The 25,792-nt window shown below is 42.6% G+C and carries 31 protein-coding genes and 1 tRNA gene; 18 read left to right on the forward strand and 14 right to left on the reverse strand.

All coding sequences use genetic code 11. The annotated features are described in order from the left end of the window. The 5 genes from Q8J68_RS00950 to Q8J68_RS00970 form a co-directional block, all read left to right on the forward strand. The coding region (locus tag Q8J68_RS00950) for a winged helix-turn-helix domain-containing protein (protein ID WP_305309701.1) at positions 1-343 on the forward strand (343 nt) is incomplete at its 5' end. A 391-nt stretch (positions 344-734) separates the two neighbouring features. Beyond that, positions 735-2,174: a ribulose-bisphosphate carboxylase gene (locus Q8J68_RS00955; RefSeq protein WP_305309702.1), complete on the forward strand. Its 1,440-nt coding sequence runs from the start codon at positions 735-737 to the stop codon at positions 2,172-2,174. Positions 2,175-2,333: 159 nt separating this feature from the next. Beyond that, the gene (locus tag Q8J68_RS00960) at positions 2,334-3,071 is read left to right on the forward strand and encodes an AzlC family ABC transporter permease (protein ID WP_305309703.1); all 738 of its coding nucleotides are present in this window, start codon (positions 2,334-2,336) and stop codon (positions 3,069-3,071) included. Further along, positions 3,071-3,415, forward strand: a complete 345-nt coding sequence (locus Q8J68_RS00965; protein WP_305309704.1) for a branched-chain amino acid transporter permease — start codon at positions 3,071-3,073, stop codon at positions 3,413-3,415. Before Q8J68_RS00960 ends, Q8J68_RS00965 begins: the two co-directional genes overlap by 1 nt. 156 nt (positions 3,416-3,571) lie before the next feature. Further along, the gene (locus Q8J68_RS00970) at positions 3,572-4,042 is read left to right on the forward strand and encodes a metal-binding protein (protein WP_305309705.1); all 471 of its coding nucleotides are present in this window, start codon (positions 3,572-3,574) and stop codon (positions 4,040-4,042) included. Between the two features lie 18 nt (positions 4,043-4,060). Here the strand turns inward: Q8J68_RS00970 and Q8J68_RS00975 are convergent, their stop codons facing one another. Continuing rightward, entirely contained in the window at positions 4,061-4,621 is a 561-nt protein-coding gene (locus Q8J68_RS00975; protein ID WP_305309706.1) for a winged helix-turn-helix domain-containing protein, read from the reverse strand. A 160-nt stretch (positions 4,622-4,781) separates the two neighbouring features. Between Q8J68_RS00975 and Q8J68_RS00980 the strand changes: the two genes are divergently transcribed. The 3 genes from Q8J68_RS00980 (at position 4,782) to lon (ending at position 9,244) form a co-directional block, all read left to right on the forward strand. After that, entirely contained in the window at positions 4,782-6,251 is a 1,470-nt protein-coding gene (locus Q8J68_RS00980) for an MFS transporter (RefSeq protein ID WP_305309707.1), read from the forward strand. A 99-nt stretch (positions 6,252-6,350) separates the two neighbouring features. Then, positions 6,351-6,770 carry a MarR family winged helix-turn-helix transcriptional regulator gene (locus Q8J68_RS00985; RefSeq protein ID WP_305309708.1) on the forward strand — a complete coding sequence of 140 codons (420 nt, stop codon included), beginning with the start codon at positions 6,351-6,353 and terminating at the stop codon, positions 6,768-6,770. Positions 6,771-6,841: 71 nt separating this feature from the next. Next, the gene (gene lon, locus Q8J68_RS00990) at positions 6,842-9,244 is read left to right on the forward strand and encodes an endopeptidase La (RefSeq protein WP_370867571.1); all 2,403 of its coding nucleotides are present in this window, start codon (positions 6,842-6,844) and stop codon (positions 9,242-9,244) included. A 197-nt stretch (positions 9,245-9,441) separates the two neighbouring features. On the opposite strand, the gene Q8J68_RS00995 is transcribed toward lon, so the two are convergent. Further along, positions 9,442-10,134, reverse strand: a complete 693-nt coding sequence (locus Q8J68_RS00995; protein WP_305309709.1) for a YggS family pyridoxal phosphate-dependent enzyme — start codon at positions 10,132-10,134, stop codon at positions 9,442-9,444. Between the two features lie 87 nt (positions 10,135-10,221). Continuing rightward, the gene (locus tag Q8J68_RS01000; RefSeq protein WP_305309710.1) at positions 10,222-10,821 is read right to left on the reverse strand and encodes an isoprenylcysteine carboxylmethyltransferase family protein; all 600 of its coding nucleotides are present in this window, start codon (positions 10,819-10,821) and stop codon (positions 10,222-10,224) included. 301 nt (positions 10,822-11,122) lie between these two features. Here Q8J68_RS01000 and Q8J68_RS01005 point away from each other — a divergent pair, with 301 nt between their 5' ends. The 3 genes from Q8J68_RS01005 to Q8J68_RS01015 all read left to right on the forward strand — a co-directional run bounded on the left by Q8J68_RS01005 (position 11,123) and on the right by Q8J68_RS01015 (position 13,921). Continuing rightward, the gene (locus tag Q8J68_RS01005; RefSeq protein WP_305309711.1) at positions 11,123-11,869 is read left to right on the forward strand and encodes a hypothetical protein; all 747 of its coding nucleotides are present in this window, start codon (positions 11,123-11,125) and stop codon (positions 11,867-11,869) included. Positions 11,870-12,006: 137 nt separating this feature from the next. Then, complete coding sequence (locus tag Q8J68_RS01010) at positions 12,007-13,167, forward strand: radical SAM protein (RefSeq protein WP_305309753.1); 1,161 nt, start codon at positions 12,007-12,009, stop codon at positions 13,165-13,167. Then, a complete protein-coding gene (locus tag Q8J68_RS01015) occupies positions 13,145-13,921 on the forward strand; it encodes an alpha/beta fold hydrolase (protein WP_305309712.1) in 777 nt (258 codons plus the stop codon). Before Q8J68_RS01010 ends, Q8J68_RS01015 begins: the two co-directional genes overlap by 23 nt. Positions 13,922-13,991: 70 nt before the next feature. On the opposite strand, the gene Q8J68_RS01020 is transcribed toward Q8J68_RS01015, so the two are convergent. Further along, positions 13,992-14,804 (reverse strand): DUF1638 domain-containing protein, encoded by an 813-nt coding sequence (locus tag Q8J68_RS01020; RefSeq protein WP_305309713.1) that lies wholly within the window; start codon positions 14,802-14,804, stop codon positions 13,992-13,994. Between the two features lie 211 nt (positions 14,805-15,015). On the opposite strand from Q8J68_RS01020, the gene Q8J68_RS01025 reads away from it, so the two are divergent. Beyond that, entirely contained in the window at positions 15,016-15,453 is a 438-nt protein-coding gene (locus tag Q8J68_RS01025) for a VOC family protein (RefSeq protein WP_305309714.1), read from the forward strand. A 100-nt stretch (positions 15,454-15,553) separates the two neighbouring features. On the opposite strand, the gene Q8J68_RS01030 is transcribed toward Q8J68_RS01025, so the two are convergent. Further along, a complete protein-coding gene (locus tag Q8J68_RS01030) occupies positions 15,554-16,162 on the reverse strand; it encodes a hypothetical protein (RefSeq protein ID WP_305309715.1) in 609 nt (202 codons plus the stop codon). Between the two features lie 502 nt (positions 16,163-16,664). After that, positions 16,665-16,826 carry a hypothetical protein gene (locus Q8J68_RS01035; RefSeq protein WP_305309716.1) on the reverse strand — a complete coding sequence of 54 codons (162 nt, stop codon included), beginning with the start codon at positions 16,824-16,826 and terminating at the stop codon, positions 16,665-16,667. A 30-nt stretch (positions 16,827-16,856) separates the two neighbouring features. On the opposite strand from Q8J68_RS01035, the gene Q8J68_RS14930 reads away from it, so the two are divergent. After that, positions 16,857-17,057: a VTT domain-containing protein gene (locus Q8J68_RS14930; protein WP_370867575.1), complete on the forward strand. Its 201-nt coding sequence runs from the start codon at positions 16,857-16,859 to the stop codon at positions 17,055-17,057. Positions 17,058-17,232: 175 nt separating this feature from the next. On the opposite strand, the gene Q8J68_RS01040 is transcribed toward Q8J68_RS14930, so the two are convergent. Together Q8J68_RS01040 and Q8J68_RS01045 are read right to left on the reverse strand one after the other, a co-directional pair. Next, positions 17,233-17,886, reverse strand: a complete 654-nt coding sequence (locus Q8J68_RS01040) for a hypothetical protein (RefSeq protein ID WP_305309717.1) — start codon at positions 17,884-17,886, stop codon at positions 17,233-17,235. Positions 17,887-17,953: 67 nt separating this feature from the next. Further along, positions 17,954-18,565, reverse strand: coding sequence for a GNAT family N-acetyltransferase (locus Q8J68_RS01045; protein WP_305309718.1), 612 nt, complete (start codon positions 18,563-18,565; stop codon positions 17,954-17,956). 305 nt (positions 18,566-18,870) lie between these two features. Here Q8J68_RS01045 and Q8J68_RS01050 point away from each other — a divergent pair, with 305 nt between their 5' ends. Continuing rightward, a complete protein-coding gene (locus Q8J68_RS01050) occupies positions 18,871-20,175 on the forward strand; it encodes a M18 family aminopeptidase (protein WP_305309719.1) in 1,305 nt (434 codons plus the stop codon). On the opposite strand, the gene Q8J68_RS01055 is transcribed toward Q8J68_RS01050, so the two are convergent. Then, complete coding sequence (locus Q8J68_RS01055) at positions 20,147-20,563, reverse strand: hypothetical protein (RefSeq protein WP_305309720.1); 417 nt, start codon at positions 20,561-20,563, stop codon at positions 20,147-20,149. The genes Q8J68_RS01050 and Q8J68_RS01055 overlap by 29 nt on opposite strands. Here Q8J68_RS01055 and Q8J68_RS01060 point away from each other — a divergent pair. The 3 genes from Q8J68_RS01060 (at position 20,547) to Q8J68_RS01070 (ending at position 22,380) form a co-directional block, all read left to right on the forward strand. Beyond that, complete coding sequence (locus tag Q8J68_RS01060; RefSeq protein ID WP_305309721.1) at positions 20,547-20,909, forward strand: DMT family transporter; 363 nt, start codon at positions 20,547-20,549, stop codon at positions 20,907-20,909. The two genes, Q8J68_RS01055 and Q8J68_RS01060, sit on opposite strands and share 17 nt — an antisense overlap. A gap of 235 nt (positions 20,910-21,144) precedes the next feature. Beyond that, positions 21,145-21,405 carry a hypothetical protein gene (locus tag Q8J68_RS01065; protein ID WP_305309722.1) on the forward strand — a complete coding sequence of 87 codons (261 nt, stop codon included), beginning with the start codon at positions 21,145-21,147 and terminating at the stop codon, positions 21,403-21,405. 399 nt (positions 21,406-21,804) lie between these two features. Further along, positions 21,805-22,380 carry a YkgJ family cysteine cluster protein gene (locus Q8J68_RS01070; RefSeq protein WP_305309723.1) on the forward strand — a complete coding sequence of 192 codons (576 nt, stop codon included), beginning with the start codon at positions 21,805-21,807 and terminating at the stop codon, positions 22,378-22,380. 163 nt (positions 22,381-22,543) lie between these two features. Here the strand turns inward: Q8J68_RS01070 and Q8J68_RS01075 are convergent, their stop codons facing one another. The 4 genes from Q8J68_RS01075 to Q8J68_RS01090 form a co-directional block, all read right to left on the reverse strand. After that, complete coding sequence (locus Q8J68_RS01075) at positions 22,544-22,750, reverse strand: alpha/beta fold hydrolase (RefSeq protein ID WP_305309724.1); 207 nt, start codon at positions 22,748-22,750, stop codon at positions 22,544-22,546. 156 nt (positions 22,751-22,906) lie between these two features. After that, complete coding sequence (locus Q8J68_RS01080; RefSeq protein ID WP_305309725.1) at positions 22,907-23,608, reverse strand: IS1 family transposase; 702 nt, start codon at positions 23,606-23,608, stop codon at positions 22,907-22,909. Continuing rightward, positions 23,605-23,799 (reverse strand): hypothetical protein, encoded by a 195-nt coding sequence (locus tag Q8J68_RS01085; RefSeq protein ID WP_305309726.1) that lies wholly within the window; start codon positions 23,797-23,799, stop codon positions 23,605-23,607. Before Q8J68_RS01085 ends, Q8J68_RS01080 begins: the two co-directional genes overlap by 4 nt. Before the next feature lie 331 nt (positions 23,800-24,130). Beyond that, positions 24,131-24,214, reverse strand: a tRNA-Leu gene (locus Q8J68_RS01090). Positions 24,215-24,341: 127 nt separating this feature from the next. Between Q8J68_RS01090 and Q8J68_RS01095 the strand changes: the two genes are divergently transcribed. Then, on the forward strand, positions 24,342-25,076 hold the full coding sequence (locus tag Q8J68_RS01095; RefSeq protein ID WP_370867572.1) for an MBL fold metallo-hydrolase: 735 nt from the start codon (positions 24,342-24,344) through the stop codon (positions 25,074-25,076). A 138-nt stretch (positions 25,077-25,214) separates the two neighbouring features. Here the strand turns inward: Q8J68_RS01095 and Q8J68_RS01100 are convergent, their stop codons facing one another. Further along, a complete protein-coding gene (locus tag Q8J68_RS01100; RefSeq protein WP_305309728.1) occupies positions 25,215-25,757 on the reverse strand; it encodes a DJ-1/PfpI family protein in 543 nt (180 codons plus the stop codon). Positions 25,758-25,792: the final 35 nt, after the last annotated feature.

The raw sequence follows: 25,792 nt of genomic DNA on the forward strand, positions 1-25,792 counted from the left end.
ATTTCATCCTAATTTTATGGATCTGTTTGATCTGTGGACGCAAAATGGCGCAAAGATTACAATGATCCTCTCGGAAGAACTCTTCGAGAAACTAAGGACGCATAATCTCAGTGACTTCCAGCATTTACTGGAGAACAGTAACATTGAGTTCCGCCTCTATTGCAAACCTTTTCGCTTTGTGTTCTTTTCATTGAATGACTATTGTCTTTTAGTGACCATGCTGAAAAAGGATGGATGGTATGATAACAAAGAACTGATCTCTTATAGCAGGAGTGCACTTGAATGGGGAAAGGACCTCTTTGAATACTATAAAATGGATTCGACATTGATAACCACCATTTAGGTGATATGTCTGTTCTCAATCAGATACACGAAGATTTGTTCGCAAAATGACGATTGAATTTTCAATTACATTGAAATATATCATTTAGTATCGAATTGCAACGGGTTTAGGTTAAATAAAAAAAGTACTTATTATATGTTGCGGGTTAGGGAATAACTTGCGGGTCTTTAAGTGACTTATCCGGTCAGCGGGGAATATTCCGGATATACAAGGACAGAGGTGCCTTAAAGCGTGGTGGTTTCCAGGTGCTTCACCTTTCCTTGCGAAAAACCCTTTTGGTTTATTCTTTTTCAGCAGACTTCTATCTGTAGCTGCTGTATGTTTGCAGCCATATTTTTCCATTTCCGGCGATTCCAAAAACTCAAATAGATTGCAGGCTGTTATTACTGTTATGAGCCTGACTGAAGAGCAATTGGTACAATCGCTGAATCCCAAACAACAGGGCTATGTGAATCTTAAGCTGGCCGACCCCCGGAATGGGGAATATCTGCTTGGGGTCTTTCATCTAGTTCCGGAAGGAAGGTTAAATGTGCTACAGACTGCTGCGGAAGTTGCAGCAGAATCATCTACGGGGACAAATTTCAAAGTAAATACCGAGACCCCTTTTTCCAAAGTGATGAATGCCCTTGTTTACCAGCTTGACCTGGAAAGGGACCTGGTATGGATAGCCTATCCATGGAGGCTCTTTGATAGGGGCGGTAATGTCCAGAATATCCTGACTTATATAGTCGGGAATATCCTGGGAATGAAGGAAGTTAAGGCCCTGAAATTAATGGATGTATGGTTCCCGCCATCTATGCTTGAGCAGTACGACGGTCCCGGTTACACTGTGGATGATATGCGCAAATATCTTGGCGTATATAACAGGCCCATTCTTGGAACTATCGTGAAACCAAAGATGGGACTCACTTCTGCGGAATACGCAGAGGTCTGTTATGATTTCTGGGCTGGCGGGGGGGATTTCGTCAAGAACGACGAGCCTCAGGCAAACCAGGACTTTTGCCCATATGACAAGATGGTGAAGCATGTCAAGGAAGCTATGGACAAGGCAGTGAAGGAAACCGGGAAAAAGAAAGTCCACTCTTTCAATGTCTCTGCCGCTGATTTTGACACGATGATCGAAAGATGTGAGATGATCGTCAATGCAGGCTTTGAACCCGGAAGCTATGCGTTCCTGATAGACGGGATAACTGCCGGCTGGATGGCTGTCCAAACTCTCAGGCGAAGATATCCGGGTGTTTTCATCCATTTCCACAGGGCAGGTCACGGGGCTTTCACAAGACCTGAGAACCCGCTCGGTTTCTCCGTACTGGTACTGTCCAAATTCGCACGTCTTGCAGGTGCCTCCGGGATTCATACCGGCACGGCGGGAGTAGGTAAGATGAAAGGCACCCCCGAAGAGGATGTTGTTGCCGCGAACGGCATCCTGTATCTGAGATCTAAAGGGCACTTCTTTGAGCAGTCCTGGTCAAAGATACCGGATCTCGATAAAGATGTCATAACTCTTGTGAACGAGGATACAGCTCACCATGTCATCCTGGAGGATGACAGCTGGAGAGCTATGAAGAAATGCTGCCCGATCGTTTCCGGCGGGCTTAATCCCATCAGGCTGAAACCCTTTATCGATATCATGGGAAACGTGGATTTCATTACCACCATGGGATCAGGCGTGCATGCCCATCCCGGCGGAACGCAAAGGGGAGCAAAAGCCCTGGTACAGGCATGTGAGGCTTATCTTAAGAACATGGATATTGAGCAATATGCCAAAGATCATGAGGAACTGGCGCAGGCCATCGAATATTTCTCCAAGGCCTCAAAAGATGCGATGTGATCGCCTGCAATACAGTGTTGATTTTGACGGACGCAATATTTAGTCCGTCAAGGTTCTTTTGATAAGACATAAATAAGATTAAATCCTTTTTTGCACTTTGTTTTCCTTCCGGGAAAGTCGTTTCGATATCCTCGGAAATCTTGCAGGTGTAACCAGACCATGAACCATGAGAGTGAAAAACTCTTCCTGAGCGCACTCAGGACAACGCTCCCGGTTTTCTTTGGCTATATTCCCCTGGGGATAGCTTTTGGATTCCTGCTTGCAGGCGCTGGCTATCACTGGATATATGCGCTTGTGATGAGCATATTCATCTATACCGGAGCTGGGCAGTTCATCGCTGTGGCGCTGCTGGCAGCGGGTGCGCAGCTTATGGATTTTGTCACGGTCACACTCCTGATAAACCTGAGACACTCTTTTTACGGCCTGTCTCTGCTGGACAAGTTCTCCGGCGTGGGTAAGGTCAAGCCCTACCTCATATTCGCGCTCACCGACGAAACTTATGCGCTGCTCACTACCACCAGGGTCCCGGAAGGAGCTTCAAAGGCCAGGTTCTATTTTTACATATCTGCGCTGGACCACCTATACTGGATAGTGGGTTCAGTCCTTGGAGCTGTGCTGGGTTCTATGCTCAGGCTTAATCTTGAAGGGCTCACTTTTGTGCTGGCCGCACTCTTTGTGGTACTGACCATTGAGCAGTATTATGCTTCAAGGACACGTTTCCCCTTTATGGCGGCAATTGGTGCCGGTGTCATATCCCTTATGCTCTTCAGCCCGGAAAACATGCTGTTGTTTTCAATTGTCATAGGGACCCTCATTCTTATGGTACACGAGAAAATTACAAAACGTGGACATGCAGATCTGCCAGATACTGAAATATATCCGAAGGAGGAGAAATGATGAGCGAAACCTCCTATATGCTGATGGTTATAGCAACCGTAGCTTTAGCCACGTTTGCCACAAGAGCCCTGCCCTTTGTATTCTTCAACTCAAGAGAACCGCCGGAACTACTTTCAACCATCGAAAAGAATCTACCGCCCATGATTCTTCTGCTGTTGCTTATCTATTGCCTCAAAGACGTGCAGTGGTTCCAGCCTCCTTACGGAGCACCCGAAATCTTCACGATAGTATCAGTCACAGCTCTACACGTGTGGAAACGTAACGCAATGCTGAGTATTTTCGCAGGTACGGGGCTGTATATGCTGTTGATCCAGTTTGACGTGTTATCATTCCTTTTTGGTTGAGTTTGGTATATTTCATGGCGTGAACATGCCGGAGCAGAGTCAAAATGAAGATGTGATGAAGGTCATTTCCGCATAGAATCATTAGCAGGATACGAAGATTATAATAATGATCGCAGCATTGGATAACTCAATTCATAATGAGGGGACCTATAAACAATGCCGGACGGAAAAACGCATGAAATAATCAATGCTTTAGTACTGATGGCCTCAATAGCAGGCCTGTATTACCTTTCAACAGAATATGGAAATGCTGTCGTTGGCAGTTACCTGAACACTTACACTATACTCATCTTTTCTGCCACCTACCTTTTCGCAACATTCTTCCTCAGCCCGGACCTGGACATCGACAGCAGGCCTTACAGAAGATGGAAGATCTTCAGGATACTCTGGTGGCCCTACAAGGTTATATTCAAACACAGGGGATTCTCCCACAATCCAATACTCGGGCCGCTGTCCATAGTGGCAAATCTTGCACTGATAGTCATTCCTTTACTTCTGCTTGCAGGTGTCGATCTGCAGAATATGCCTCCAAATTTCATTGCAGCCGCCATAGCAGGCATAGTTCTCTCAATAGAGGTCCACATAATTTCGGATAGTGTAATCTCAAAAATGAAAAGTGTTCTTTGAGAACACTTAAGGCCGGCTTTATAAAGCAGTTACCAGTATCGAATCCTTTAGATAATACTCAAAAAGATCTTTACTCCATTGATATGCTTCAGGATTGCAGCAGAATAATTGCCTGTTGCTAAATTCATTATCTTTAGAAAATAATCGTAAAACGAAGCAATCATCACTTAAAGATAAAGATAGCAATCGAATTTCCTTTTGGCATAAGTAGAATTTAACTTTCCCGGATGAAACGAACCTATAATACTCATCCTGCCACCCATCTTTTATTTTTGCAAGCATTTCCCTGGACATTACAATTGAAACATTTATGTTGTTCCGGATAAATTGCTCCATTATCGTAGGAAAAGTAGGGTGCATAAAAGTGAATACAAAGAAAAGTGAACTTGATTCCTTAGATATTTCAACAAAGTCTTTGTTTATCTCATATATATTCACCAGACTCGGCTCGATGACTTCGCAACCCCTGATATCTTTAATTCTTTTTAGTATGTGAGAAGGGATAAAATCAATATCATGAGTTTCCAAATAAGAGATGTGATTATCAATAGTCTCAATAGTATCTAAAAAAGGTTTCATTTTATCAACTATCAGCCTTCCAACAACTGTCAGTTCGTAAGTATCTCTCTAATGGTTAACAAGATAATGCTCTTCCAGTATCCTTATGAGGCTATTGGTTTTATAATAAATGAATTACTCCACCTTTCAAAAAGAGATGACTTTGCTTAGCAGGTGTGTAATGGTACAGAAAACAAGCAGCTCGGTTCCATCTGCTGGAAATGCCGGATCAGGTTCTGCATCTTCAGAGATATGTCATACCCCTGATGTTATTCCCAGTTCCGAAAAACGCATTGTGCTCTTTATTGCTGTACTTGCAGGATTCATAACTCCTTTTGATGGCTCAGCGGTAAATATCGCGCTACCGACATTGGGGGCGGAATTCCATATGGATGCTATTGCCCTTTCATGGGTTGCGACCGCATATCTGCTTTCTTCAGCGGTTTTCCTTGTTCCGTTTGGGAAGATAGCCGATATCTACGGGAGAAAAAAGATATTTCTTTACGGCATAGCGGTCTTCAGCCTTGCATCCCTGGCGATGGTCATGGTTTCTTCAACAGAGATGTTGATCGTAATTCGTGTTATCCAGGGTATGGGAAGTGCAATGATCTTCGGTACGGGGGCTGCTATCGTTACTTCTGCTTTCCCCCCGGGAGAGAGGGGAACGGCTCTGGGCATATATATCACTGCGGTCTATATCGGACTTTCCAGCGGCCCCTTTATTGGAGGAATAATGACCCAGCACCTTGGATGGAGGAGTATTTTCTTGGTAAATGTACCCATAGGCATCATAACGATCTTTCTTATCAAATGGAAGCTTAAAGGGGAATGGACCGAGTGCAAAGGAGAAAAGTTCGATGTAACGGGTTCGGTCATCTATGGCTCAGCGGTGGTTGCCGTTATGTACGGCTTCTCGATCCTCCCTGACATGGAAGGCGCTTTCCTCATAGTAACAGGAATTATCGGGGTAATCATCTTTGTCCTGTACGAGATGAGAATACCTTATCCTGTCCTTGACATCAGACTCCTTACTAAAAACCGGGTCTTTGCCCTGTCAAACCTTTCTGCACTGATCAGTTACAGTGCAACATTTGCAGTTACTTTCCTACTGAGCCTTGACCTGCAGTACACAAAAGGCTTCACTCCCCAGCAGGCCGGATTTATCCTTATAGCACAGCCTGTTGTCCAGGCTATGATCTCACCCATTGCCGGCCGGCTCTCTGATAAAGTTGAGCCTCGATTCATTGCATCCCTTGGAATGGCCATCATTGCGGTCGGGCTCTTCCTGTTGACATTCATTGCAGAGACGACGCCCATATGGTACATGGTACTCGCTCTCCTCATACTTGGCACAGGTTTCGGGCTCTTTTCATCTCCTAACACGAATGTCATCATGAGCTCGGTCGATAAAAGATTCTATGGTGTCGCATCCGGCATGAGCGGGACCATGCGGCTTCTTGGCCAGATGCTTTCAATGGGAATTGCAATGATGATCCTTGCAGTTGTTACCGGTCCTGTAGTTATCACGCCTGAGTATTACCCACAGTTTGTTACAAGCCTACACTATGCGTTTACTCTCTTCACGATATTCTGCGTTGTGGGGGTGTTTGCTTCTCTTGCCAGAGGGAAAGAGATACCTCCCCATGATTAGGATTAATAGTGTCTTTTATATTTACTCCATTTTTGTGGGGCTCACCATGGCCAACAACTATATAATTAGTTAGCAGCTAACTAACTTTCAGATAGAATCATGATGGAAAAAAAAGAGCATTTGTTTACAGTTTTTGAAGGCCTGTTCAAAATCAAAAGCGATTGCTCTTGTGCTATCTTCTCCGGATGTGGTCTATCGGATATTACCGTGAAGCAGATAGGATATCTGAAAACCATCGATGAACACGGGGAAGTAACGTTCAGCAAACTTGCGAAGATCACCCGCAACTCTAAACCCACTATCACTGAGATGGTCAAGAAATTCGTTCAAATGGAGTGCGTGTACAGAGAACGATCATCTGATGACGGGAGGATATTCTATATCCGTCTGACCGAAAAAGGACAGATAATAGCCCGGTCCGAACAGAATTCTCTGCTAAAACTCATTGAAAAGTTGGCAGAGTCATTGGATGAAAAGGATATGGATGAACTGATACAGATCCTGCGAAAGGTAAGATGATTTTTTATTAACCATTAGTTAGGGTAAATCTAACTAAATAACTAACTTATTAACTAACTATCAATATACAAATGAGACAAACAACAATGTATCCGCAACAAATCAACAATATCAGAGAGAATATTGTAATTCCGCTCTTTGAAGTCGTAGTTTATCCCAATAGCCAGACAAAGTTCCTGGCTGATAAGAATATAGGAGAAATACTTTTAAACGAAATCAAAAATGAAGGATCAGCATATGCAATTGGGTTAACGGCAAAAAGCGGAACGGAAGCTTCAGATCTGTCAGAAGATGATCTGTATAGGACAGGGAATCTGCTCGAGATCAAATTTGTACAACCAGCTGATGAAGGATTTCTGGTCTATGCACAGGCTATTCAAAGAGTAGGCTCTGTTTCCCTGAACCAGAAAGATGGAGTGTTCTATGCTACACATACTGACATCCCTGATGTTCATGATCTTGATGAAGATTTCCACAAACAGATAATGGCAGATGTCAGGAAGACGATTCATGAGATAAGCGATCGTTTTCAGAGTTCAGAACAATTCACCAAGCCCATTGACAAGATGGATTCCATTGATCAGATAATGGGATATGTTATGCCATTCATGCCGATAGAGCTGGAAGAGAAACAGGATCTCCTGGAAACTGTTTCCGCTCGTGAACGCTATCTGACATTCCTCTATATTCTGACAAACCAGAAAGAGAACATTAACATCCAGATCGAAGTGGCAAAGAAAGTTGCCGAGAAGGTAAACAAGTCACACAGAGAAGCGATGTTGCGTGAGCAACTGAAGGTCATCCAGGAAGAGCTCAATGAAAATGAGGACTTTGTTTCAGGTGAAGGAGGATACGGTGAAAGGATCGAGAGTTCAAAGATGCCAGACGATGTCAAAAAGAAGGCGCTTTCAGAGTTAAAGAAACTCGAGACCGGAGGAAATCACAATCCTGAAAGCCATGTTATCAGGAATTATCTGGACCTCCTGCTTGACCTTCCATGGATAGTGGAGGAGAAAAAGAGCATTGACATTGCTCAGGCCCGTAATGTGCTTGAGGGCAATCACAACGGACTTGAAAAGGTCAAAGAGAGGATAATCCAGCATCTGGCAGTAATGAAACTAAAGCATGAGAAACAGGGATCGATCATACTTTTCACAGGACCCCCCGGTACCGGTAAGACAAGTCTTGGAAAGAGCATTGCAGATGCACTTGGTAGGGAATATGTCCGCGTCAGCCTTGGAGGCGTCAGGGATGAAGCAGAGATCAGAGGTCACAGAAGGACATATGTCGGAGCCATGCCAGGAAGGATCATCCAGAGCATAAGGAAAGCAGGGACCAAGAATCCTGTATTCATCCTCGATGAAATCGACAAGCTTTCGTCTTCCTATTCAGGAGACCCGGCAAGTGCCCTTCTGGAAGTCCTTGACCCCGAGCAGAACAGTACATTTTCAGATCACTATCTTGAAGTCTCATACGATCTTTCGGAGGTATTGTTCATAGCCACTGCCAATTCTCTGGCAAGCATTCCGGGACCGCTTCTTGACAGAATGGAGATAATTGAAATCTCGGGCTACACGAAGAACGAGAAACTTGCAATTGCAAAAGATCACATACTGCCCGGTATATTGGAAGAGCATGGCCTTGATGAAGGTCAGGTAGAGATCAAAGACGATGTTCTAAAGATAATCATCGATAAATACACCCGCGAAGCAGGAGTAAGAGGCCTCAAGAAACAGCTTGCGAGAACTGCAAGGTTCATATCCGAGAGGATAGTTTCAGGAAAGGCTGAGCTTCCTTATATAGTGAAGGCGGATATGCTCACACAGATCCTTGGAAAGGAGTTAATCCGTCAGGAAGAAGCAAGAAAAGAAAACGTTCCTGGCGTGGTTACCGGACTTGCATGGACCCCTGTGGGAGGAGATATTCTCTTCATAGAAGGCACATTCATGCCTGGTACCGGGAAACTTACGCTTACAGGACAGCTTGGGGATGTGATGAAAGAGTCGGCACATATCTCTTTAAGCCTTGTCAGGTCCCGGCTTGCAAACACTGCGAGCAGCTTTGACTTCACTGCAAGTGATATCCACATCCATGTGCCTTCAGGTGCAACACCCAAGGACGGTCCTTCGGCAGGTGTGACTCTCTTCACTGCACTGACGTCTTTGATAACCGGTAAAACAGTCGACCCCAAACTTGCCATGACAGGCGAGATCACGTTAAGCGGAGCCGTACTGCCGGTGGGAGGCATCAAAGAGAAAGTGCTTGCAGCACATAGGGCAGGTATAAAGAAGGTGATCCTTCCGAAAGAGAATGAGAGGGATCTGGATGATGTACCTGAAGATGCCCGGAACGAACTGAAGTTCGTAACTGTAGAGACTATAGAAGATGTCCTGAGAGAAGCTCTGGGCATTGACATGCCAAGGCCAATGGTATCTCATAATGGGAATGGTTTAGTATCGATACAAAGCATTTGATTGCACTGGCTGTTCATCCGGGTGCGTGAATGTGAGAGTTTACGGCCGTTCGGCCCGTAAATTCATTTTTATTCTCCCTAAACTCAGGTCAATAAAGTAGAATATATAGAATGCCATTACTGTCGCTGACATATTTTTAAAGCATATACAGGATTATCTTGGTATATATCGTGTTTATCCACTGGAAGCAATTGATACTACCTTTTGTATTCCCTATCCCCGAATATTGCAGAACCGACGCGAACTATCGTAGCTCCTTCCTCGATGGCAATCCTGTAATCCCCGGACATTCCCATTGATAGCTCCCTGATGTCGATGTTGTTCTGAATATCCTGCTTGTCTTGCTCTTTCAGTGTAACCTGAAACCCCTGCTGAATCTTATCAAAAAGCATTTTCATGCTCCTGAAATAAGGGCGGGTCTGCTCAGGAGGCACAAAGGGGGCCATACACATGAACCCATTCACCTGGATATTCCGGAGCGAGCGAATGTCGGCTATCACTTGTCCGATCTCTTCCTCAACGAAACCGAACTTCTGTGGCTCTCTGCCGATGTTGACCTGGAGGAATACCTGCTGTATCTTGTCATTGTCTGCGGCTTTCCTGTCAATGTCCTGGATCAATTTAAGGGAGTCAACTGACTGGATCACATCAAAGAGCTGGACGGCTTTTTTAACCTTGTTTGTCTGCAGGTGTCCTATCAGATGCTTTTCACAGGACAGTATCTCATCACATTTATCCTCAAATTCCTGGACTCGGTTCTCCCCGATGATTGTAGCTCCGGCTCTGATGGCTTCATTTATCCTCGCCGGGTCTACTGTCTTGGTAACGCACACGAGTTTTGTTTCTCCTAGTTCCCGGAGGAGGGTTCTTACGGTTTTATCGATTGCCATTGATCTTCATTGATAAGCTAATTAGAGTCATTATAATAGAGTTATTGAGATAAATGAGATTTATTTGATATAAAATGCTCTTGTGCTCTAATTATATCCACCCAAACGTGGGATTATCCTGTGTACGCGTTTCTGATATTCTCTGTATTCATCACCAAATTGTGCCACCAGTCTGCTTTCCCAGTGCCGGGAACCCAGATACAGATATATGGTCGTCAAAATGTATATGATAAGCAGATTGGCGGTCATAAAGGGAGTCAGCCACATTATGACAAGTCCGGAGAGCAGGAAGGGGTCCCTCACCCAGCGATAAACGCCCCGGATATCAAGACGGCCTGCTTCAGCGGTCCCTGATTTGGATAACTGTGAGCTTACCCTGAACCTGTGGGGCGCATCCCTGAAAGCCATGGGTGCCATTATCGCAGCGGCCAGCTGTCCGCCGACCATCAGCCAACGCCAGGGAGAAGGTATTATGTAGAGGAAAGGTCCCGGGTTCTTATAAAGAACATACGCAAGCGGCAATATCGTCAGCACTGCCATGATACTGAAAGCAGGCATATATAGTGTATCTACTCTGGGTCCCAGGCGTCGCCTCAGGAAGCGCTTGAAGCGCAGGCTCGCCACGATGCTGTGAATTGCTGCAAATGCTAGCAGGCAAAGAATAAGGATAAGTATTGATGAAACCAATTTTGATTATCTCCTGTTTTTTATTTGGAGAAAGTTGTATTTAGTGTTTGTGAGTGACAGTGCTTTGATGGATATTGAAATTTCATGCAATATAGAGCAAATCTGATTCTGCATTAAAAGTTTACAACCGGAACAGGAATTATAGAAAGCATATATTCCTGCCAAGGTGATGTTAAAGTCCTTTGTTCTTCTATAATGTTGCATACTATAAATGCAAGGCTATTACTTGCTTTTGATTTGAGGATATTAACTTAAATAGAATAAAGCAGAAGTCTTTATTATTATAAACTTAGAATAATGAATGGGTGATACAATAACTGAAGAAAAAGGAAAACTCAAATACATACTTTTAGTAGTATTTGTATTAATTTTAGCTAGTGTTTCTTGGGTATATGCAAGTTTTTCATTATTTGGACCTAAAGACCTGGGAGTTAGTTACACTCATGCTGACTATGTAAGTGCTCTGGGAAAAACCGGCATCCAGATAGAATACGAAGGTATGACCGGCGAAGAACTGGAAGAATATAAGAAGAATGTAGAAAAGCAATCTATCCATGATTATAACTTTGAGTTCTCGGACTATGAACGAAAGGAATTCACTCTTACCAAAGAGGAGGCTACAGCTCTATTGAATGAAATTGCACCTGGATTCTGGTGGTTCGACAACCTGCAGGTAAAAGTCTTACCTGATGGGACTATGGAAGGTTCGAGCACTGCTGATATTAAGCGACTGAAGACTGATCTGTATTCTGATGTTGCAGGTGATGTTCCGATTCCCCTGCCTGACAGTTTGAACATCTATAGCAAAGGGCGGGTCAGTGTAACAAATAACCAATTAAGTGGAGACCCGGAAACATTCTACCTTGGAGCCGTTCCACTTCCAGGCTCATACATGGAGGAAGAAAGTGTAAGCGTAATGGAAGAATATTTCCCCCGGATCTATACGGTTGTACCTGGACTTGAAATAACCAGCCTGACATCTAATTCGAATGGTGAATTCGTTTTTGATGGAGTTGTTCCACAGAAAGTATCCGTAACGAAAAAATAAGATATGGGGTTTTGTAATTGAAGTATTTAATGATCAACGGGAAAAGAGAAAAAATACCTCCTTTCCCACATCATAAGGCTTATGTCTACCAATGCAAGCAATTCTTTTTTGCGAAGGGAATGACCACCCATTTTGCCATGAGCAATTTCGTTACTCTCAAAGAGCTATATAAAGGATTCAAAAACAAAAGTTCTATTCCAAGAGATCTTCTGATAGATCCTACCAGTGATTGTAATCTGAAGTGTAAGGGGTGTTGGTCACAGGATTATGAAAGCGGGCATAACATTTCATATGAAAAGTTTGACGACCTGCTAGATCAGGCTGAAGAATTAGGGATCATGGAGTGTTTAATGACCGGTGGCGAACCTTTAATCCGGAAAGACGATATCCTGAAATTGTGCAAAAAACATAACAAAATGACGTTCGGTGCATTTACTAATGCAACTCTGATCGATGAAGAGCTCGCCGATGCAATGGCTGAATTGGGGAATTTGAATGTCTTTATAAGCATCGAAGGGACAAAAGAAGAAACCGATTTCAGAAGGGGGCCGGGTGTTTATGATAAAGCCATCAAGGCCATGGATATTTTGAGTTCCAGGGGCATTGCGTTTGCTTTTTCTGCCTGCTATCATTCCAGGAACTACAAGACCATAGCCAGTGATGAATTCCTTGATCATATGCGCGAAAGAGGTGCCTGGTTTGGATGGTTATTCCAGTATATACCGGTGGGAAGTGATGCTGATACTTCATTAGTGTGCACTGTCGAGCAAAGAGCATACGTACAGGAAAGGATCAGGGATTACTGCATAAAACACGACTATGTTATCATAGATTTCTGGAACAATGGTCATCTGTCTTTCGGTTGTATTGGTGCAGGCGTTGGTTTTGCTCATATAAATGCCAAGGGTGATGTGGAGCCCTGTGCCTTCTGTCACTATTCGGATTCGAACATATACGAAGTATCGCTTGCTGAAGCTCTCAGGTCTAGATTCTTCACTGCTTTTAGAGATGCTCAGCCATTCTCACAAAATCCTTTAAGGCCCTGCCCTTTGATAGATAATCCACAGGCTATCATTGACGTGGTCAATGCCGGAGGAGCAAGGTCAACCCATTTAGCTAATCCGGAATCTGCCGAAGCTCTTGCGGAGAAAAGTTTTGAACGGGCCAAAGAGTGGGAAGTGAAGGCAGAAGAGCTATTTAGAAAGATGCCAGAGCATAACCAGAAAAATTTTCCTAGGTTCTTGAAGTACTTTGCTTTCAAGAAAGGAATAACCGATGGCAGAAGAAAAAAAGTTTAGTGCCGAAGTATACTACAAGAGCGGCTCTGTTGAATGGATAGTACTTATCCATGGCTTCGGAGGCAGTGCAAGGACCTGGAAAAAACAGGTCGATTTCTTTTCAAAATATTATAACCTGCTTGTGCTGGAAATGCATAAAGGGGAAGTAAATACGGACCTGGACCTGGATAAAGTATGCGAGCGTATAAAAAATACCCTGAATTACTATCAGATATGCAAAGCCCATCTACTGGGCTTTTCCTTTAGTTCATTGATATGTTTACGCTTTGCCGTGCTGTATCCCGAAAAAGTGAATTCTTTGATTATGGGCGGAGGTATAGTCAGATTCAATTTGAAGACAAGGTCTTTGCTTTTACTGGCGATAACATTCAAAAGAGCGATCAATTATATGATACTCTACAGGTTTTTCGCATATATCATAATGCCAAAAAGAAACCACAAAAGATCAAGAGTTATCTTTGTGAATGAAGCAAAGAAATTGGGTTATGATGAGTTTTGTAGATGGCTGGATATAATTCCGCAGACAACGAACAGTCTGACATGGCTGGATGAATTGGATGGTACTATCAAGGTCTTATATGTTTCAGGGAACCAGGACTATCTTTTTTTAAAGGACACCTTGAAGTACAGTAAGAGAATCAGCAATTCCCATGTAGAGGTAATTGATGATTGCGGACATGTCTGTTCAATAGAGCAATACGATGAATTCAACAATATTGTTTTTAAGTATTTGGACAAATGGTATGGGATCTAATCTTTCTAGATATGTGGAAAATTTCATGAAGCAGACTTGGAAAAATCTCAGTGAACCCTGTGGATGATTATTAAAGTACTGGTTTTTCCGATGCTTCCTGAATGATATCTTTCTTGATAGAATGATATGATCCGTCTGTTACCTTTGTAGAACCTGTGAAAGACCGTATCTTCAAATCAAAGAGGTTGGCGAATTCGTCCACTGTTTTGTGGAATTCTTTTTCATAGCATAAACCTGTGTCCACCTTTCCGACATTCTTATAACCTGAGTAATCAAAGACCATTTTCATCATTTCGGTGTCATCAGGATTGGGAGCCAGTTTGGCAAGGACAAGCATCTCCCTCCAGTTGGCCGCCTGCATCGGTGTGAGGAAGTATGTCCCTTCGCCCCTTTTTTCACCCATCATGGCCTCTGCATAAGCACCTCTGCTCTCAAAGGCGGCACAGATGCAGTCATCCACAATTTCCCCATGTGTGTCCCTAAGTATTCTTATAGGAATTCCCATGTAGGCAAAATCACTTTCAAGAGAGCCCAGCACATTGCCACAGAGCCCATAAAAGACAAGGATCCCATCAAACAATTCTCCTCTTGTTTCAATGGCTCTGTAAACCTTCTCTTTGAGTGTCTGAGGATTAGCATCCAGTGCAAATTCCAGCAGATCCAGAACAACTACAAAGTCATCTACTTGATTAATTTTAGGAGGCAGATTCTCAAATGATGTCCTCTCATATTCTACAGATGCTTCACTTAATTTCTTTTCGATCTCGCTGATATTTTGATTCTCGATAAGTATCAGGTGAGTATTCTCATCTTCATCTTCTTCAAATATGTGGACAAGTTCATCTTCGAACATCCTGCATGATATCAGATATAACGATGGCATTTCAGGTACTTCCTTGTTAGTTTTTAGGACGTTTTACAGTGAGGTTTACAGCCGGAGGGCTGATATTAGCCAGCAAGGTCTGAACAGGTAGTTTACCTTTTCTCATAACTTCTATATTAAACTCCCTCCTTCAAGTGATGCATAATTGGTTTTGGACCATGAGTAAGCTATTTAATGGAGTGGGCATCAGTTATAACAAGCATACTTAAAGATGGAAGTGTCAGAAATGTCTGTAGAGGCATACATAAACTTTAACGGGAACTGTCGCGAAGCTGTGGAATACTATGCTCGGGTCTTTGGAACCGAAAAGCCTCAACTCATGTTATACAAGGATGCGCCGAAAGATGAGGATTTTCCTATAACGGAAGAGACAAAGGATCTGGTAATGCATACTTCTCTTGATATCGAGGGAAGCACTGTGATGTTTTCCGATATCCCTCCGGGTATGCCATTCACTGTCGGGAATAATATCAGTCTTGTAATTATCAGTAAAGATACGGATAAAATAAGGTCAATGTTCAGAAAACTTGAAGCTGATGGCACCGTAGGTATGGAACTTCAGGAAACGTTCTGGAGTAAATTATATGGATTCGTGACTGATAAGTTCGGGGTCGGCTGGCAATTCATTTATGACGAAGAATGGGAATGATATGTTATTTCTAAGACCTGCATGAAGAACATTTAAGGAAATAGCCTTCCGCCTTATTTGTTCGACAAGGAACATCAGATTGAGACTGAAATGATATAAATTATAGAGTTTCTTCAGGAAACATCTCGTCCAGATATCTTGCAAGGACCTGATCAACATTCGTATCCCTGGCTAATATTTTGCCACATTCCAGGGACTGCATGATATACTTTGGGAAAAGGTAAACCCAGCCCCCTGTAATATCAATAATGGCACGGAGCTTACTTCCTCCGGCCGTTAGAGCGAATTTAAGCTGTGACAGGTCGGACATGTCTTCGGGGACCATCAGGACGATTGAGCCAGTGAAGAAATGGTAGATGAGGTCTTCTTTTATTGCAGGGTCATAAAAGATTGTGGTTTTTGGATCAACAGATGTATTCGTTTTGATACTATAGAGGACCTTATCGTAAAGGTTGCAGATTCGGATAAATGGAGGAATGAACTGTATGGAGTCAGGGTTTATACATGACAGGGAATCTGGATTTTCGGCTACCGTGGCCTGGATGTCGGAGTCTGTGATGCCGAATCTTTCTGTATCTTCCAGGATTTTGACCAGGGGAATCGCAAAAGTAAGGGGCTCTTTACTGATCCTGGATGACGGATAGATTTCAGTGTACATAGAAATCGTTGCTTCGATCAGTGCATGTTTTATGGGTGTAGGTAGTTTCATTGAGAAGCCTCCTTCAGACAATAAAAATTTCTGCCCGAATGACCAAATATGGGTAAAGATAGATGGCCCGATATCTGTGATAAGTATCGGCGCCTGGCAGGAAAATGACTATTATTCTACACTGGCTGCGTGACTATCCGGTATCGAATGTACTTTGTTTTGAGTCTTCATATATCTCAATCTGAATCCATGTAATACGGGTGGCAGGGGAGAAGTAGTAAATACTAGCTCTTCATTTTCAGACATGGTTGTTTCTCCTTTTCGATCAAATCTTTCTTATATTCTGTATGCTGCTTGCTACTAGACAATCGGCATCTTTGTACTAATCTTTTAATATTTAAAATTTCTGCTAAAACGGAATTATTCGTTTTACAAACAATCGCATTTGGATATATACAACAATAAGATGTTCATGTTTTTATTCTTCAACTCAAATTTGGAAAAGCCTTTACAAGAAGGACACCAAATTTCATACTACGACCGGAGATTTAAAGGAAAGGAATTATATGAGGAAAGATAAAAAAGCCTTAAGCTGGAAACACATTCCTGTAATACTTGCTTCTATATTCCTTTTTTTGTTTATAATATTTGAGGCTTCAGGCTTAATAACTCTTGGAAAAATTAATGTTCTTGTCCTGGAATCAGGTTCTTTTGCAGCAGCCATAATAATATTTTTTCTCATGAAGGAATACTAATTCTATCAAAAATGATTCCAATAGTGTCTGAGACTATGGCATGTTTTGCCGGGCTTACAGGAATCTCCTGGAGGAAATTCATTATCTTAAGTTTACTCGGAATAATCCCTGTTTCCGTGTATTATGCTTATGTTGGAAGGACCTCTGAAAATTTTCTGAGTGGCTACTCCCATTGTTTTTTGGGATTGCAATACCCATAGCAATCTGGAGCATACTAAAAAAATCCCGGAAAAATCCTTGAAATGATGGATAATAAGGACTTGCATATTAGAGACCTTGTAAATTTGTTGTTTAAGATTTCGGGACAGTTCAATGTGATTTTATCGGACCATATTTAGTAAGTTGGGTTGGTGCTTCAACTGCTAAATGCATAGTCTATCCAAATACACCTATAAGTGATTCTATGAACATGACAAATCGTGTGATATATCCCTCTGGCTCATCAATATTTTCAAGGTAGTGATCATCAGTGGTTGTATAATTTGATATATTTTTATCATCAGTTGTACTGCCGGCATTATTCTCGGGCACCACAGAAGCAGCGTTATAATTAAGCTCTACTGTAGTGTTTGTAATGTTATCCTGGCTTATATAACCGTAATCAAAAAACTCATCACGGTTGTCTTTTAAAACAGTATATACTCTGACCACACCTGTTTCATTTGGGATGAAATGAAAATATGTACTACTTTCCCAGTACTTTGAGAATGAGCCGGGAAAATCCTCATAATAAGGAACTGTCATGGTTCCATTTACGATCTCCAGTTCATATGTGATGTTTACCTGTGCTTCGTGTATCAAAAGTGTTTTGCCATCAATCTTATAATTAGTCATATGGGGCTGAACACTAAAACGCGGCGATGGCGAAAGAATAACTATCCCCCATCCAGGATTGTTCCTTGAGTAATTCACTGCATGGTCCACGCATACCCAGTCTTTCTTATCTTCATTAAGTAAGTCCCAGCTGTTCCTGTAAGTATCGTAATCAACACCATTCTCACCAGAACCAGCACTTACAGGTGCTATCATTAAAAGTAGTACTATTAGAACCGTTATTTTTATTGTACCACGCTTCCAAATGCATTAATTCCTTTATTTATAGTTTTAACTGAGTGTCTGTAACATGCTTCTCTTTGTAGGGAAATTGCTTTTCAAAATCCTCCAGTTCCTCATTTTCTATTTTGAAAACCTTGTCCTCATTAAATTTACCAGAAATGCCCTTCAGGCTACCATCGTAGAGTTCCAATGCCATAAATGCATCAAGATCATCACCCCATGATGTCTGGATATTATATTCTTTAGCACTGACAAAGCCAAAACGATGATAATAGTCGGGATTTCCAAAAATGATAATACCCTTATAACCTAACTGCCTTGCTTTTTCGACAGAATGGTTCATTAATAAAGAACCAATCCCCTGCTTTTGATATGACGGCAATACTGCAAATGGACCCATGCATAGAACTTCAAATTCTTTATTATCCTCATTTATAATCTTAGCTTTTGAATAGATGATATTGCCGACGATTATATCCTTATCGCATGCAACAAAATCCAATTCTTTTACAAATGCCGGTACCTTCCTTATTTTATGCACTAGGAGATGTTCATCACATCCTGGTTTGTATAAATCCCAGAATGCTTCTCTTGTCATGTATTCTACACTTTTGAAGTCCTTTTCTTCTTCTAATCTGATAGAAATGCTCATTGTCGTCCTCTCTTCCTATCGGTTGCATGATTTTAGATCAAAATATTTAAGGCCTGGCAACTTCCAAATAAAAATTTAGAGAAGAGTAGCTAGTTTCCGTATATATCTCTTTTGCTAGTGGGATTATCAAAACCCCATCTATAAGCACTTAGTACCTTTCCTGTTGAAATGGGTTCAGTGTTAAGTTACAGTATTAAGTATCCTGAGAATCTATTATCTACTACAATGAGAAATTATGGCGGGAAACTGCTTCAAAGTCAATTGCAAAACTGAATGAACAGGGTATCATGAGAAAGGTGGCAAATATGGGTCATATCAGGGATTATACCAGTGATTTTTTTGGATTTATGAAAAAAGCAACAACATCCGTTCAGACGGTGGATTCCATAAGAGAACGTCTGGAAGCTGAAGGTTTCATGGAATTGGAAATGAATGACCCATGGACCTTGAATGCGTCGGGGAAATACTATCTGGCCCCATATCCTTCCATGCTGGTGGGCTTTACTATCGGAAGCGGTCAATTTCCGGCAAAAGGGGTGAAGATGATTGCTGCTCATACGGATAATCCAGGATTCAGGATAAAACCCAATCCGGAGGTAAGCAGTGAAGGAATGCTGACGCTGAATGTGGAACGTTACGGCGGGCCTATCCTGAACACATGGTTCGATCGTCCGTTATCCATTGCAGGAAGAATAGCTGTGAAATCGGATGAGGTTCTAAAGCCCAAAGTGATTCATCTGGATTTCCAAAGACCTTTACTTATCATCCCTAATCTGGCCATCCATATGAACCGCGACGTCAATAAAGGTGTGGAGATTAAGGTTCAAAAAGAAATGCAACCTCTCCTGACCCAGTTGATAGAAGACGAGATCAGAGATAATTATCTGCTGGATCTGGTTGCGGAGGAGGCCGGGGTCAATAGTGAAGATATTCTGGACATGGACCTGAGCGTCTATTGTTGTGAAGAAGGTATGCTGGTGGGCTCAAAAAAGGAATTCATCTCCTGTCCGAGGATCGACGACCTGTCCATGGTGTATGCTGCTATGGAAGCTCTTGTAGAGTCAAAGCATAAGGACGGAATCAATATGGTGGCATTCATGGATAATGAGGAGATTGGCTCTATGACCAGACAGGGTGCTGACTCCATGATGCTGAGCAATATTCTGGAGAGGATCCGCATGGGAACGTTGGGAAAGGAACAACAACCCAATCATCAGGCAATGAACTTCTTTGTGATCTCGGCTGACTGTGCCCATGGATTGCATCCCAATTACGGTGAAAAGAGCGATATCACCAACAAGCCTGTGATGAACAAGGGGATGGCTATTAAGAGTAGTTGTAATAGGTCCTATGCATCGGAAGTGGAGACCATTGCAGCTTTTCAGCAGCTGTGTGAGAGAGCCGGTGTGAAATATCAAAAGTTCGTGAACCATTCAGACCAACCCGGAGGAACGACCCTGGGTCCTTTGCTTAGCAAATATGTGCCTGTTCATGTGGTGGATGCAGGAGTGCCGATGCTGGCAATGCATTCAGCCAGGGAGCTGATGGGCAAACAGGACTTCCTGGATTCCCTCGATATATTCAGGACCTTTTTCCAATTGGAGGAGTGATACATACTTTCAAAAATACGAAAGCAGGCTCTAAAGCAGTGTAAGAATTTCTGTATATTGGTAAGAGACACATAATCAATATGTTTGAGCGAAATATTCTTAATTGCAATTCGTTTAGAGAATGCGCTATAAATGAAGAAATCATTGCTTGATGTGTTGTTTGCATCAGAGAAGAGAAAGGGAATTCTCTTGCTGCTTTAGGATAGAAGCAACAATGTGAATAAGCAAGAAATTTTACATTTGTTCGTTTTAATTCCTTATCCCTTCCACATAAAATTTTAGCCTTCGTCAGGTATCTGATATCCCAAGCTTGACAGTTTTCACTCCTTGGTTTTACTATCTTCATTCCATATATGCCATCATCGGGGTTAATGGTTTCAATAGACATGTTCATTGTCTCCCGTGATTTAACACTTACTGGCACTGTATTCCTTTTTCCTTTCCTGGTCCTGAGGGTAGGGGACCTGAGGATGGACATATTCTCTCAGCACGACATGCTGGTGGTCATTGCCACTATGATCTACCTGGGAGTATTCTGCTCTGCACTGGGATTCCTTTTCTGGAACAGGGCGATACACCTGGCAGGGACCTCTACCATAACCAATGGTATCTATATGATCCCGCTTGTAACAATCATAGGGGATAGTCTGATCCTTGGAAATGCACCGAATATCTATGTAATGATAGGGGCAGCACTTGTACTGGCGGGTATCTATCTTTCCGAACGGGGCTGAAAAGTGATATCTATAAATATTTTATTGATACTTGTGGAGTATATACTCTTTGGAAATTAGGATTAACCTCTCCCATTGTTATTGTCACAGCTAGGCTATAATTGGGCTGGCTATAACTGGGCTCTTAATTGTCTGCTCCGAGTCTGGCTGTGCAGTACATGAGCAAAAGTAAAAGAACTGATGCACAGATTAATGGTACTCTATCGATAAGTTATGAATCATGGAAGTGAGCAAAATGAGTGAATACGAATTTAGCGACGTTGAAAGAAAAGCTCTGGATAATTGGATAATATCAAATATACTCCCGCAAAAAGCACCTGATAAAAACTACACCAGCTATGCGCTTAAAATTCTGTTCGAACAGTCAAAGGATGGTTTCTTTATCACTAACAAGCAGTTCAAAGAAGCGATGGTCAGATGCAACTTCGTACCCGTGAACAAAAATAAGTTGAATTGGGATTTCCGGGTTTCCCTGAAATCTCCCGGGTCGAAATAATCTAAGAAAGGCTAACATCACATTTTGTTCTTGCAGCACTCTGCACCTTTCCGTTCAGTCTTGTGCCTGCGCAAATGAATATCTGATTTTCCGTTTTTTTCATGAACTTCCTCCTTAATATGTGTTTTGGGATATGTCTTTAATCTGAAGACAAGCATAAGAAATCCTGTTTTTTAAACAATAATGTTTAAAACTTTGTATAAATGGTCTTTATCAAAAATGTCAGAACCAAATTTGTTCGGTATCGTGCTTTCGAAGATAAGGAATGCGGGATGAAGATAAGAAAAGTCCGTTAAAGGCAATTCTGATAAGCCCGTTTATGTGTAAAATCTGCTACAGGACTTATTTATGGTATGATGTCTGGAAACGGTCATATAGTTGTTCATTTGATTATTTGTCATGCACGGAAAAGGAAGGTTTAGCGATGTACCTTTTTTTGAAACTGTTCAGGAAATACTTTCACACTATTCATGCCCATCTACATGTCCTGCGATCTGCTGCAAAATAGCAGATATCAATCTGGATGAAAAAGATATGAGAATATTAAGGCAGGCATCAAAAGATGAGGCCGACAGGATCGAATCCTATAATGAGGACGAAGAGCCTCTTTACAAAATGCATCCTCCCTGCCCCTTTTTAAGATCTGATAGATGCGGCGTATATGGCATGAGACCAACTATGTGCCGATTGTTCCCGTTCAACATCAGCACCATGCCGGATGCCTTGCTTCTGTTTCCATGCGATATGGCAGCAAGCATGTTCAAAGATTATGTTGAATATTACAATATGCTAAAGAACCCCGTTCATGCAAAAACTATCGATGCCTTTAAACAGTCGCATCGTTCTTTTGCCATCAGGCTTAATGAGGGCCTGCCTATTCAGATGTTAGTCATTAAAATCGATGAGTTGTTACCTTTTAAAGAATATCTCGGATCAAGGCGCGTTCATTCTTGTTCAGACAATATCCCCTTGTAGCCCGGATAAAATTAAGTGTGCGATTTGCAGGAGAATGAGGATGTTATTGACTGAAATATGGAATTATGAAGACTGAAAGATATTCTCTCAGGTCAAAGCTTTCAGGAGCACAGAGGCAACTGAAAGTTTAATTAATGGATGGCTGCTCTTATGTGCCCCGATGTCATCGATCCAGAATGGATTCGTTAATCGCTGCAATCAGTCCATCCGGCTCCTCTTCTGAAATAAAGTGGCCTGCATCTTTAAATCTGATGACTTTTGCATCCGGGAATGCTCCTGTCCATCGATCCAGTTCCTTTTCCCTGAAGGCGATATCCTTCATGCCCCAGGCTATCAGTACATTTTTATCCCACCCTGAACTTGGATTCATAGAATCATCTACGCCTGTAAAGATCACTACCAATAAGGCAGGACATGCCAAGAATTACTACATTCAAAAAAAGAGGCATTGATGCCTTGCCAACCTTAACAGACGGATGCGAACTTCTCTTTGATTATTACTTGAAATATTGGTCGTGTCCCTAAGTTATTGAATCGGAACTCTGAAAGTTAACAATTCTTTTAAACTCCATATGTGGTCAGTTATGTTTTCTGCCATTGCAGGAGTTCGTTGCAACCATTTTCTATGTTGTGAATCAACTTTAAGTTTTAGAGAATTGTGAGGCTTAATAAAATTGTACCATGCTTGGAAGAAATCAAGGGCTTTCTGATGCATTATCATTGTTTTGCTGAAATTGACACCTTTTCTTATGAACCTGGCAAGGCAGGTTCTAATTGTGAGGTTTATTCTCTCTACATAGGATGTACCAATATAGTCTTCAGAACAAGCCCCAAGCATCTCAAAGATTTCATCAGCATTGCCGAAAACAATACTAGAAACTGTGCTAACCACATAGCCTTTTACTTTTTTCTTATACACTTTGATATATTTTAGGTCTTCAGCTGGAATCAGTTTTGGTAATGGTTTTCTTCCAATTCCTTTGTATTCTGGCAGTTCTATCTGACCGTAGACATTAACGAGTCCTTCTTCAAAAGCATCCCAGTCATCTGAAACGAATACAGGAACAGGAGAAGATGCTTCACGCATCTTCTCTATCTCTGCAAACAATTCAATTGCATCCTTAGCACTACGTTTTCCCTCATGATGGAAAAGAAACAGTCTTATATCACTTTTAATTGCAGTAAGTGAGTACACGCTACCATACTCTTGAGAATCTTCTTCTGTCACGTTCTTTTGCTTTTTTTTATATATGACCAGATTTCATCAACTTCTACCTTATCAAGGTTCAGATCTTTGAGGAAGTAAGATGTAACTTCTTTAGCATGAGCTCCCGCAACCTCAACCCATCTGCGAATTGTGTCTTTATCGTGATTATTAGCTCTTGCAACTCCACGAATACTTCCTTTTTCAGGAATCATGGCCAATGTCCTTAGAACTTCTTCCTGAGGAGTATCCAGCTCAAAAAAAACTGTACCTCTTGTTTCACTAAAACAATGCTTACATGTTCTGCATTTGAGAAGTGCGTGATTACTCTTGCCGTATCTTTCTTTAAGTACTATGTTTCCTTGATTTTTTAGTCCATAATCAGGACAATCAATATTTAAGCAGCAAAATTCTAATAAATCTATTTCGGAAGTGATTTCTCCCCCCCCCCTTAAAAATTGGTTTACAGGTATATAAATAGGAAAGAACTCAATTACTCACGGACACGGCCAAAAATTCGAAGATAACTATATCCCAAAAACCTTATGCGAGGGGAGGGATTTGAACCCTCGAAATCCTTCGATACTGGATCTTAAGTCCAGCGCCTTTGACCAGCTGGGCAACCCTCGCGTGATGAAAAGAACAGAGTTACTGGCCTTTGGGAATTGTAAGCCACTAATAAGAGTTAAGTTATTTAACCCTTATTCTAGTAAGTATGAAGATAACATTTCTTGGAACAGGTGTCGGGATTCCGCAGATGGGGAGAGTGCAGTCAGGGCTAATCATGGAAATTAGCGGCAGGCCGGTGCTTTTCGATTGCGGCTGCGGGGTCCTGGGGAGGATCGTGGAGGCGGGGTATGGGCATACGGACATCAATACTGTCGTGCTGACGCACCTGCATCTTGACCATGCGGGGGATTTGCTGGCACTGCTCAAGGCCAGGTGGCTCTCGGGCGCGGCGGATTCGGTGCATATATACGGGCCTCAGGGGACGCAGGAGTGGTTCGGGAAGGTCATGGAATCCTACGACTATCTCCGGGGCAGGTTTGAGGTGGAGATAACCGAGCTCAGCGGCGGGGAGGCATTCTCTCCCGAAGGTGTTGACGGGGAGGCCGGGGACGACTGCGTGATCACATGCACGCCCACGGTTCACAACGTCCCGTCACTGGCCTACCGGGTGGAGAGCAGCAGCAAGGCGGTAGTCTACACAGGCGACACAGAGCCATCGGAGATGCTCTTCAGGTTTGCAGAGGGTGCTGACGCACTTATTCATGAATGCTCTTTCCCGCTGGGCTTTGAGACAACCAACCATACCACGCCGGACATGCTCACCGGCATGATGCAAAAATACCCTCTTGAAGTCAGGCATCTCTACCTTGTGCATCTCTACCCCCACATGCAGGGGCATGAAGCGGAAGCCGTGGAACACATCATGCGCTACTTCAAAGGTAACATCACCATCGCTTCGGACCTGATGAAGATCGAGGTATAGTCATCAAGCAGCAGTCCTTAAATCTATACAGTCTTTTACGGGACCTGTGTATCAGCACTGCTGCCCAATGATTTAATGTTTTCAGTTTTAAGGCCTACCGGTAAAAAAAGTATGATGGGGTCTTGGCACAGGCATTTACTACAGCTTTCCCAGCATTTCAAGGACAGCCTCACCAAATTCTTCCGCAGCCTTTGGTCCGGCAGCTGTCACCACATTATCCGTGACGACAACATCCTCATCCTCATAAGAAGCGCCCCCCTTCTCAAGTTCCTTAATGCATGCTGAGTCCTTGAACACTGTAGCCCTCCTGTCCTCAAGCACGCCTGCCCTTGCAAGCACCACAGGAGAGATGCATATGGCTGCAACGACCTTTTCATGCTCATAGGCATCCTTGACGAGCTTATGCAATTTCTTATTGGACCAGAGGTATTCCCTTGAACCACCGCCGCCTGCAATTACCACAGCATCGAATTCTGCTACATTGGCATTGTCAATACTTATATCGGGTCTCACTTTCCTGCCAAGGGTCCCAACGGCCTCATCCGTGCTGTTGCTTGCGACTGTTATGTCCACTCCTGCATCCTCAAAGATCTCTCTGGGTTCAAAGAACTCCTCGTCCCTGAAATTATTTTGTGCTATGATCATTAGTATTTTCTTGTCCGCTAGATCTGATCCTTTCATATTATCACTCTAAATATCATCTTAAACTGATTGTG

Origin of the sequence: Methanolobus sp. (assembly GCF_030682845.1) — an archaeon.
In the GTDB taxonomy this organism is placed as follows: Archaea; Halobacteriota; Methanosarcinia; order Methanosarcinales; family Methanosarcinaceae; genus Methanolobus.

Excerpts from the sequence above, each read along its gene's own strand:
- Q8J68_RS01040 (WP_305309717.1), bottom strand. The coding sequence starts at position 17,886 with ATGATAGCACCTGTAAGTGCTGGTTCTGGTGAGAATGGTGTTGATTAC.
- Q8J68_RS00980 (WP_305309707.1), top strand. The coding sequence starts at position 4,782 with ATGGTACAGAAAACAAGCAGCTCGGTTCCATCTGCTGGAAATGCCGGA.
- lon (WP_370867571.1), top strand. The coding sequence starts at position 6,842 with ATGAGACAAACAACAATGTATCCGCAACAAATCAACAATATCAGAGAG.
- Q8J68_RS01005 (WP_305309711.1), top strand. The coding sequence starts at position 11,123 with ATGGGTGATACAATAACTGAAGAAAAAGGAAAACTCAAATACATACTT.
- Q8J68_RS01010 (WP_305309753.1), top strand. The coding sequence starts at position 12,007 with ATGAGCAATTTCGTTACTCTCAAAGAGCTATATAAAGGATTCAAAAAC.
- Q8J68_RS01070 (WP_305309723.1), top strand. The coding sequence starts at position 21,805 with ATGCACGGAAAAGGAAGGTTTAGCGATGTACCTTTTTTTGAAACTGTT.
- Q8J68_RS01020 (WP_305309713.1), bottom strand. The coding sequence starts at position 14,804 with ATGCCATCGTTATATCTGATATCATGCAGGATGTTCGAAGATGAACTT.
- Q8J68_RS01045 (WP_305309718.1), bottom strand. The coding sequence starts at position 18,565 with ATGAGCATTTCTATCAGATTAGAAGAAGAAAAGGACTTCAAAAGTGTA.
- Q8J68_RS01015 (WP_305309712.1), top strand. The coding sequence starts at position 13,145 with ATGGCAGAAGAAAAAAAGTTTAGTGCCGAAGTATACTACAAGAGCGGC.
- Q8J68_RS01060 (WP_305309721.1), top strand. The coding sequence starts at position 20,547 with ATGGTTTCAATAGACATGTTCATTGTCTCCCGTGATTTAACACTTACT.
- Q8J68_RS01050 (WP_305309719.1), top strand. The coding sequence starts at position 18,871 with ATGGGTCATATCAGGGATTATACCAGTGATTTTTTTGGATTTATGAAA.
- Q8J68_RS01085 (WP_305309726.1), bottom strand. The coding sequence starts at position 23,799 with ATGATTCCTGAAAAAGGAAGTATTCGTGGAGTTGCAAGAGCTAATAAT.
- Q8J68_RS01035 (WP_305309716.1), bottom strand. The coding sequence starts at position 16,826 with ATGGCTGCTGCAAAAGAACCTGATTCCAGGACAAGAACATTAATTTTT.
- Q8J68_RS01025 (WP_305309714.1), top strand. The coding sequence starts at position 15,016 with ATGGAAGTGTCAGAAATGTCTGTAGAGGCATACATAAACTTTAACGGG.
- Q8J68_RS00965 (WP_305309704.1), top strand. The coding sequence starts at position 3,071 with ATGAGCGAAACCTCCTATATGCTGATGGTTATAGCAACCGTAGCTTTA.
- Q8J68_RS01100 (WP_305309728.1), bottom strand. The coding sequence starts at position 25,757 with ATGAAAGGATCAGATCTAGCGGACAAGAAAATACTAATGATCATAGCA.
- Q8J68_RS00970 (WP_305309705.1), top strand. The coding sequence starts at position 3,572 with ATGCCGGACGGAAAAACGCATGAAATAATCAATGCTTTAGTACTGATG.
- Q8J68_RS00975 (WP_305309706.1), bottom strand. The coding sequence starts at position 4,621 with ATGAAACCTTTTTTAGATACTATTGAGACTATTGATAATCACATCTCT.
- Q8J68_RS00955 (WP_305309702.1), top strand. The coding sequence starts at position 735 with ATGAGCCTGACTGAAGAGCAATTGGTACAATCGCTGAATCCCAAACAA.
- Q8J68_RS01075 (WP_305309724.1), bottom strand. The coding sequence starts at position 22,750 with ATGAATCCAAGTTCAGGGTGGGATAAAAATGTACTGATAGCCTGGGGC.
- Q8J68_RS00995 (WP_305309709.1), bottom strand. The coding sequence starts at position 10,134 with ATGGCAATCGATAAAACCGTAAGAACCCTCCTCCGGGAACTAGGAGAA.
- Q8J68_RS01065 (WP_305309722.1), top strand. The coding sequence starts at position 21,145 with ATGAGTGAATACGAATTTAGCGACGTTGAAAGAAAAGCTCTGGATAAT.
- Q8J68_RS01055 (WP_305309720.1), bottom strand. The coding sequence starts at position 20,563 with ATGTCTATTGAAACCATTAACCCCGATGATGGCATATATGGAATGAAG.
- Q8J68_RS01095 (WP_370867572.1), top strand. The coding sequence starts at position 24,342 with ATGGGGAGAGTGCAGTCAGGGCTAATCATGGAAATTAGCGGCAGGCCG.
- Q8J68_RS00985 (WP_305309708.1), top strand. The coding sequence starts at position 6,351 with ATGATGGAAAAAAAAGAGCATTTGTTTACAGTTTTTGAAGGCCTGTTC.
- Q8J68_RS00960 (WP_305309703.1), top strand. The coding sequence starts at position 2,334 with ATGAACCATGAGAGTGAAAAACTCTTCCTGAGCGCACTCAGGACAACG.
- Q8J68_RS01030 (WP_305309715.1), bottom strand. The coding sequence starts at position 16,162 with ATGAAACTACCTACACCCATAAAACATGCACTGATCGAAGCAACGATT.